The sequence below is a fragment of the Streptomyces sp. genome (assembly GCF_031178505.1).
Lineage (GTDB): Bacteria > Actinomycetota > Actinomycetes > Streptomycetales > Streptomycetaceae > Streptomyces > Streptomyces gulbargensis.
Genome location: NZ_JAPSIW010000484.1, coordinates 1 through 5,508 on the forward strand (window position 1 = coordinate 1; position 5,508 = coordinate 5,508).

Annotated in this window: 4 protein-coding genes and 1 pseudogene; 3 read left to right on the forward strand and 2 right to left on the reverse strand. The window is 69.8% G+C overall.

Features of this window, described 5'->3' with window-relative positions:
• Positions 1–36: 36 nt before the first annotated feature.
• Together RIF68_RS25875 and RIF68_RS25880 are read right to left on the reverse strand one after the other, a co-directional pair.
• On the reverse strand, positions 37–294 hold the full coding sequence (locus RIF68_RS25875; protein WP_309053708.1) for a (2Fe-2S)-binding protein: 258 nt from the start codon (positions 292–294) through the stop codon (positions 37–39).
• Positions 295–416: 122 nt separating this feature from the next.
• Positions 417–1,769 (reverse strand): class II 3-deoxy-7-phosphoheptulonate synthase, encoded by a 1,353-nt coding sequence (locus tag RIF68_RS25880; protein WP_309053709.1) that lies wholly within the window; start codon positions 1,767–1,769, stop codon positions 417–419.
• Between the two features lie 209 nt (positions 1,770–1,978).
• On the opposite strand from RIF68_RS25880, the gene RIF68_RS25885 reads away from it, so the two are divergent.
• The 3 genes and pseudogenes from RIF68_RS25885 to RIF68_RS25890 all read left to right on the forward strand — a co-directional run.
• Positions 1,979–4,768 carry an N-acetylmuramoyl-L-alanine amidase gene (locus tag RIF68_RS25885; RefSeq protein WP_309053710.1) on the forward strand — a complete coding sequence of 930 codons (2,790 nt, stop codon included), beginning with the start codon at positions 1,979–1,981 and terminating at the stop codon, positions 4,766–4,768.
• Between the two features lie 135 nt (positions 4,769–4,903).
• Positions 4,904–4,960 (forward strand): trp operon leader peptide, encoded by a 57-nt coding sequence (locus RIF68_RS36555; RefSeq protein WP_352058830.1) that lies wholly within the window; start codon positions 4,904–4,906, stop codon positions 4,958–4,960.
• Positions 4,961–5,079: 119 nt separating this feature from the next.
• A pseudogene (locus RIF68_RS25890) lies at positions 5,080–5,508 on the forward strand (phenazine-specific anthranilate synthase component I); the annotation flags it as partial.

Genomic DNA, 5,508 nt, shown 5'->3' on the forward strand with positions numbered 1-5,508 from the left:
CGGCCGGATGTCGCGCACGGCGGCGGACCGGGGGCTCTAAGCGGCTTCCCCCAGCTCGGTGACCTCCGGGGTGACGTCGGCCGCGAGGGCGGGCACGCCCTGGTCGAGGAGGTCGCGCCGCGGGCAGCTGCCGCGGCCGAGGATGGCCTGGATGCGGCGCACGCACGAACCGCAGTCCGTGCCGGCCTTGCAGGCCGAGGCGATCTGGCGAGGTGTACAGGCGCCCGCGTCCGCGTGCTCCTTGACCTGCTTCTCCGTGACACCGAAGCACGAGCAGACGTACACGCGATTCACCTCCCGCCGAGATCGATTAGGTTTACCTAACCTTACCCGGCGGCCGCAGGGGCCAAAAGCCCCACCGACGACGATGGGGCGCGGATCACAAGGATCCGCGCCCCATCGTCGTAGGAAGCTCCCTACTGATCGCGGTACATCTCCGCCACCAGGAAGGCCAGGTCCAGCGACTGGCTGCGGTTGAGCCGCGGGTCGCAGGCCGTCTCGTAGCGCTGGTGCAGGTCGTCGACGAAGATCTCGTCGCCGCCGCCCACGCACTCGGTGACGTCGTCACCGGTCAGCTCGACGTGGATGCCGCCGGGGTGGGTGCCGAGGGCCTTGTGGACCTCGAAGAAGCCCTTGACCTCGTCCAGCACGTCGTCGAAGCGGCGCGTCTTGTGCCCGGACGCGGCCTCGAAGGTGTTGCCGTGCATCGGGTCGGTCACCCAGGCGACGGTCGCGCCGGAGGCCGTGACCTTCTCGACCAGCTCGGGCAGCTTGTCGCGGACCTTGTCGGCGCCCATGCGGACGATGAAGGTCAGCCGGCCCGGCTCGCGCTCGGGGTCGAGGCGGTCGATGTAGGTGAGCGCGTCGTCCACCGAGGTGGAGGGGCCCAGCTTGATGCCGATCGGGTTCGCGATCCGCGAGGCGAACTCGATGTGGGCGTGGTCCAGCTGGCGGGTGCGCTCACCGATCCAGACCATGTGGCCGGACGTGTCGTACAGCTTGCCCGTGCGCGAGTCGGTACGGGTCAGGGCGCCCTCGTAGTCGAGGAGCAGCGCCTCGTGGGAGGCGTAGAACTCCACCGCGCGGAACTCGGCCGGGTCGGTGCCGCAGGCCTTCATGAAGTTCAGCGCGTTGTCGATCTCGCGGGCCAGCTGCTCGTAGCGCTGCCCGGAGGGCGAGGACTTCACGAAGTCCTGGTTCCAGGCGTGCACCTGGCGCAGGTCGGCGTAGCCACCGGTGGTGAAGGCGCGCACCAGGTTGAGCGTGGAGGCGGAGGCGTGGTACATCCGCTTCAGCCGCTCGGGGTCCGGGATACGGGCGGCCTCGGTGAAGTCGAAGCCGTTGACGGAGTCGCCGCGGTAGGTCGGGAGGGTGACTCCGTCGCGGGTCTCGGTCGGCTTCGAACGGGGCTTGGAGTACTGCCCCGCGATGCGGCCGACCTTGACCACGGGCACGGAGGCCGCGTAGGTGAGGACGGCGCTCATCTGGAGCAGCGTCTTGAGCTTGGCCCGGATGTGGTCGGCGGACACGGCGTCGAAGGCCTCGGCGCAGTCGCCGCCCTGGAGCAGGAACGCCTCGCCACGGGCGACGGCTCCCATCCGGGCGCGCAGCTGGTCGCACTCGCCTGCGAAGACGAGCGGAGGATACGACTCGAGGTCCGCGATCACATCGCGCAGAGCCTCGGCATCGGGGTACTCGGGCTGCTGCGCCGCGGGCAGGTCTCGCCAGGTCGCCTTGGCGACGGCGTGGGAATCGGCGTTCACGGTCACATGCACCACACTACGGGGTTCTTCGTCCGGTCCTGTCCGGTGCCCAGTGACTGAGACGCGCGCCCGATATGTCGTGCGGCGATCTTCACGCCATCGAGTGGTGTTACCCTCGGGCCCGTTTACCGCAAACATTCTTCAACAACATAGCCGAGACCACAGGGGTGGGTGTGACCCAGAGGCACCGCAGGGATCGTAAGAAGAAGCGACTCTTGTACGGAGCGGCGGCGGCCGTCGTCGCCACGGCCACCATCGGCACCATCGCGGTCGCCTCCCCGGGGTTGATCGGCGCGGCCGGCAGCCCGGCGGCGGGCCGCGACGCCTCGCTGCAGGAGCAGTTCGCGGCGGCGGCGGAGGAGTTCGACGTACCGCAGAGCGTGCTGATGGCGGTGTCGTACCGCCAGACGCGGTGGGAGTCGCACGACGGGCAGCCCAGCGTCACGGGCGACTACAACGTCATGGGCCTGACGAAGGTCGACCCGGAGGACCTCGAGGATCACGACGATCACATCGAGCACCTCGTGAACGGCACCGGGGACCCGTCGGTCGACAAGAAGATCGACAAGAAGAAGCTGCTCGCCCCCGTACCTGACCAGGAGGTCGACACCGACGACCCCCGGCTGCACACCCTGGACAAGGCCGCCGAGCTGATCGACAGCTCCACCGAGTCCGTGCAGAACGACACCGAGGCCTCGATCCGGGCCGGCGCGGCGCTGCTCGCGGAGTACCAGAAGCAGGCCGGCGCCGAGCTGTCGGAGGAGCCGGGCGACTGGTACCCGGCCGTGGCCCGCTACAGCCAGTCCGAGGACCGCAAGGGCGCCGACCAGTTCGCGAAGCGCGTCTTCGAGTCGATCAGGACGGGTGAGGCCGAGGTCACGACGGACGGCGAGCGAGTCGTCCTGCCGGCCGACCCGACGGTGGAGCCGGTCAAGCCGGCCAACGTCCCGCTGGCCGTCACGACGGCGGCGACGGCGTCCGTGACGCCGGAGTGCCCGACCGGACTGGCCTGCGTCTACGACCCGGCCGCCTACGTGCAGGACAAGGGCAACTACAACATCGCGAGCCGGGTTCCGTACGGCACCGGTGGTTTCGACATCCGCCAGATCGTCATCCACGACGTCGAGGGCACGCACGACGGTGCCGTGAGCGTCTTCAAGGACCCGAACAAGTGGGCCAGCGCCCACTACATCGTCCGAGCCGACGGCCGGGTCACCCAGATGGTGGAGACCAAGAACGAGGCGTTCCACGCCGGCAACAAGACCCTCAACATGCACTCGATCGGCATCGAGCACGAGGGTTACGCCATCAAGGGCGGTAGCAACTGGTACAAGGAGACGCAGTACGACACCACCGCGGAGATGGTGAAGTACCTGGCGGCCAAGTACAACGTTCCGCTGACGCGTGAGCACGTCATCGGCCACGACGAGATTCCGGGTGTGCTCGACTACTACGCTCCCGGCGTCCACTGGGACCCGGGCCCGTTCTGGGACTGGAACCGGTTCATGGCCAAGATCGGCGCTCCGACCGGCGCCGGTGGCGCGGGCGGTCCGCTGACGGCCGGCCAGACGGTTCGCGTGGTTCCGCCGTTCACCTCGGAGAACCAGCCGTCGCTGACGTACACCGAGAAAGTCGACGGCGTCGTGACGCGGAGGACCGCCCCGGCTCAGCCGGCGAACTTCGGGTACCTCTACACGGAGCCGAGCACCAGCTCCCCCACGATCAAGGACCCGTACATCTCCGGCGCCGTGTGGAACAGCGGTGACAACTGGGGCAACAAGGTCGTCGCCGGCAGCCAGTACGTCGTCGCCGGCACCTCCGGCGACTGGACGGCCATCTGGTACGGCTCCCAGAAGGCGTGGTTCCACAACCCCGGCGGCCGGTACACCTCCCTGGTCGACACCGCGAAAACCGTGGTGAAGCCGGCCGGCACGACGCCGGTCAAGGTGTACGGACGCGCCTACCCCGAGCCGGCGGCGTACACCGGTACCGGTGTGAACGTGCAGGACGGTACGTACGGCAAGAACTCCGACCCGCTGACGAAGTACACCATCCCGGCGGGCCAGGCCTACGTCGCGGCGGGCGCCGAGGTGTACGGCGACTACTACTCCAGCGCATACGACAAGGACGGCACCCGCGTCCAGGGGACGACGAAGTTCATCCCCATCCACTACAACCACCGCATGGCGTGGGTGCGGTCGGCGGACGTCCAGGTGGTCCCCGCCGCCGCCCCCGTCCCCGCCACCAACCGCTACAACCTCGTCGCCCGTGACTCCTCCGGCACCCTCTGGCAGTACCAGGGCACCGGGAGCGCCACGGCTCCCTTCCTGGCGCGCTACAAGGTGGGCACCGGGTGGGGGATCTACAACCTGGTGACGCCGCTGACCGCGCTGCGGGCCGACGGGACCGGGGATCTGATCGCCCGCGAGCCCAACGGGGCGCTCTGGTACTACTCGGGCAGCGGCAACCCGTCCGCGCCGTTCAAGGCGCGGGTGAAGGCCGGCACGGGCTGGGGTGTGTTCAACCAGATCGTGGGCGTGCGGGACCAGACCGGGGACGGCAAGCCGGACGTGATCGGGCGCGAGAGCTCCGGTGTCCTGTGGCTGTACCCGGGGACGGGCAACCCGAGCGCCCCGCTCGGGCCGCGCGTCAAGATCGGTACGGGCTGGCAGATCTACAACACGATCGTCAGCACCGGTGACCTCACGGGTGACGGCAAGCCGGACGTGATGGCCCGCGAGGCCTCCGGCGCGCTGTGGCTCTACAACGGCACCGGCGTCGGCACCAAGCCCTTCGGGCCGCGCGTCAAGATCGGCTCGGGCTGGCAGATATACAACTCCGTCCTGGGTCCGAGCGACCTGAACAAGGACGGCCGTCCGGACGTCGTCGCCCGGGACGCCTCCGGCGCGCTGTGGCTGTACACCAGCAACGGCAACCCGACGGCGCCGTTCCCGCCGCGCGTGCAGGTCGGCAGCGGCTGGCAGATCTACAACATGATCTTCTGACCGACGCCTCCGGCTGGACCACGGGGTCCGGGGCGCCCCCCCCCCCGGGGCGGGCCGCCCCCCCCCCCCCGGCCCGCACCGTCCACGGTGCGGACCGGACCCCGTCGCCGTGCCCCCGTGGGCTACAGTGCTCGCATGTTCGCGCACTCGACCCGTGACTGGTGGTGGACCGCTCATCCGGCGGCCCACTGACTGCGCGTACACCGAGACTCGCGAAGGCCGCCCGAGGGGCGGCCTTTCTCGTACCCGGGGGCCGTTCCTCTCCGCATCCGCACTCCTCGCGGAACCCCACGGAAGGAACGACGACACCCATGGACCTCTCCCGTCTCCTGGACGACTCCTGCCCGCCCTTCGCCCTGCTGCGCCGGCGCACGCCCGGCCGGGACCACGACACCGTCGAGGTGCTGATCGGCCCGGTGCACGAGGCGGGGAAGCTCGCCGAGCTGCCCGTGGGTCCTCGGCCTGCGCTGGCGCTCGTGCCGTTCCGGCAGATCCGCGAGCGCGGCTTCGACGTGCGGGACGACGGCACCCCGCTCTCGGTGCTCGTCGCCGACGAGGCGTACGAGCTGCCGCTCGCGGAGGTGCTCGACCGGCTGCCCGCGCACCCGGTGGGCGTCGTGGACGGCGGGTTCGACGTCTCCGACGAGGAGTACGCGCAGACGGTGCGGCGGGTGATCGACGAGGAGATCGGCGCCGGCGAGGGCGCGAACTTCGTGATCCGGCGGACCTTCACCGGGGAG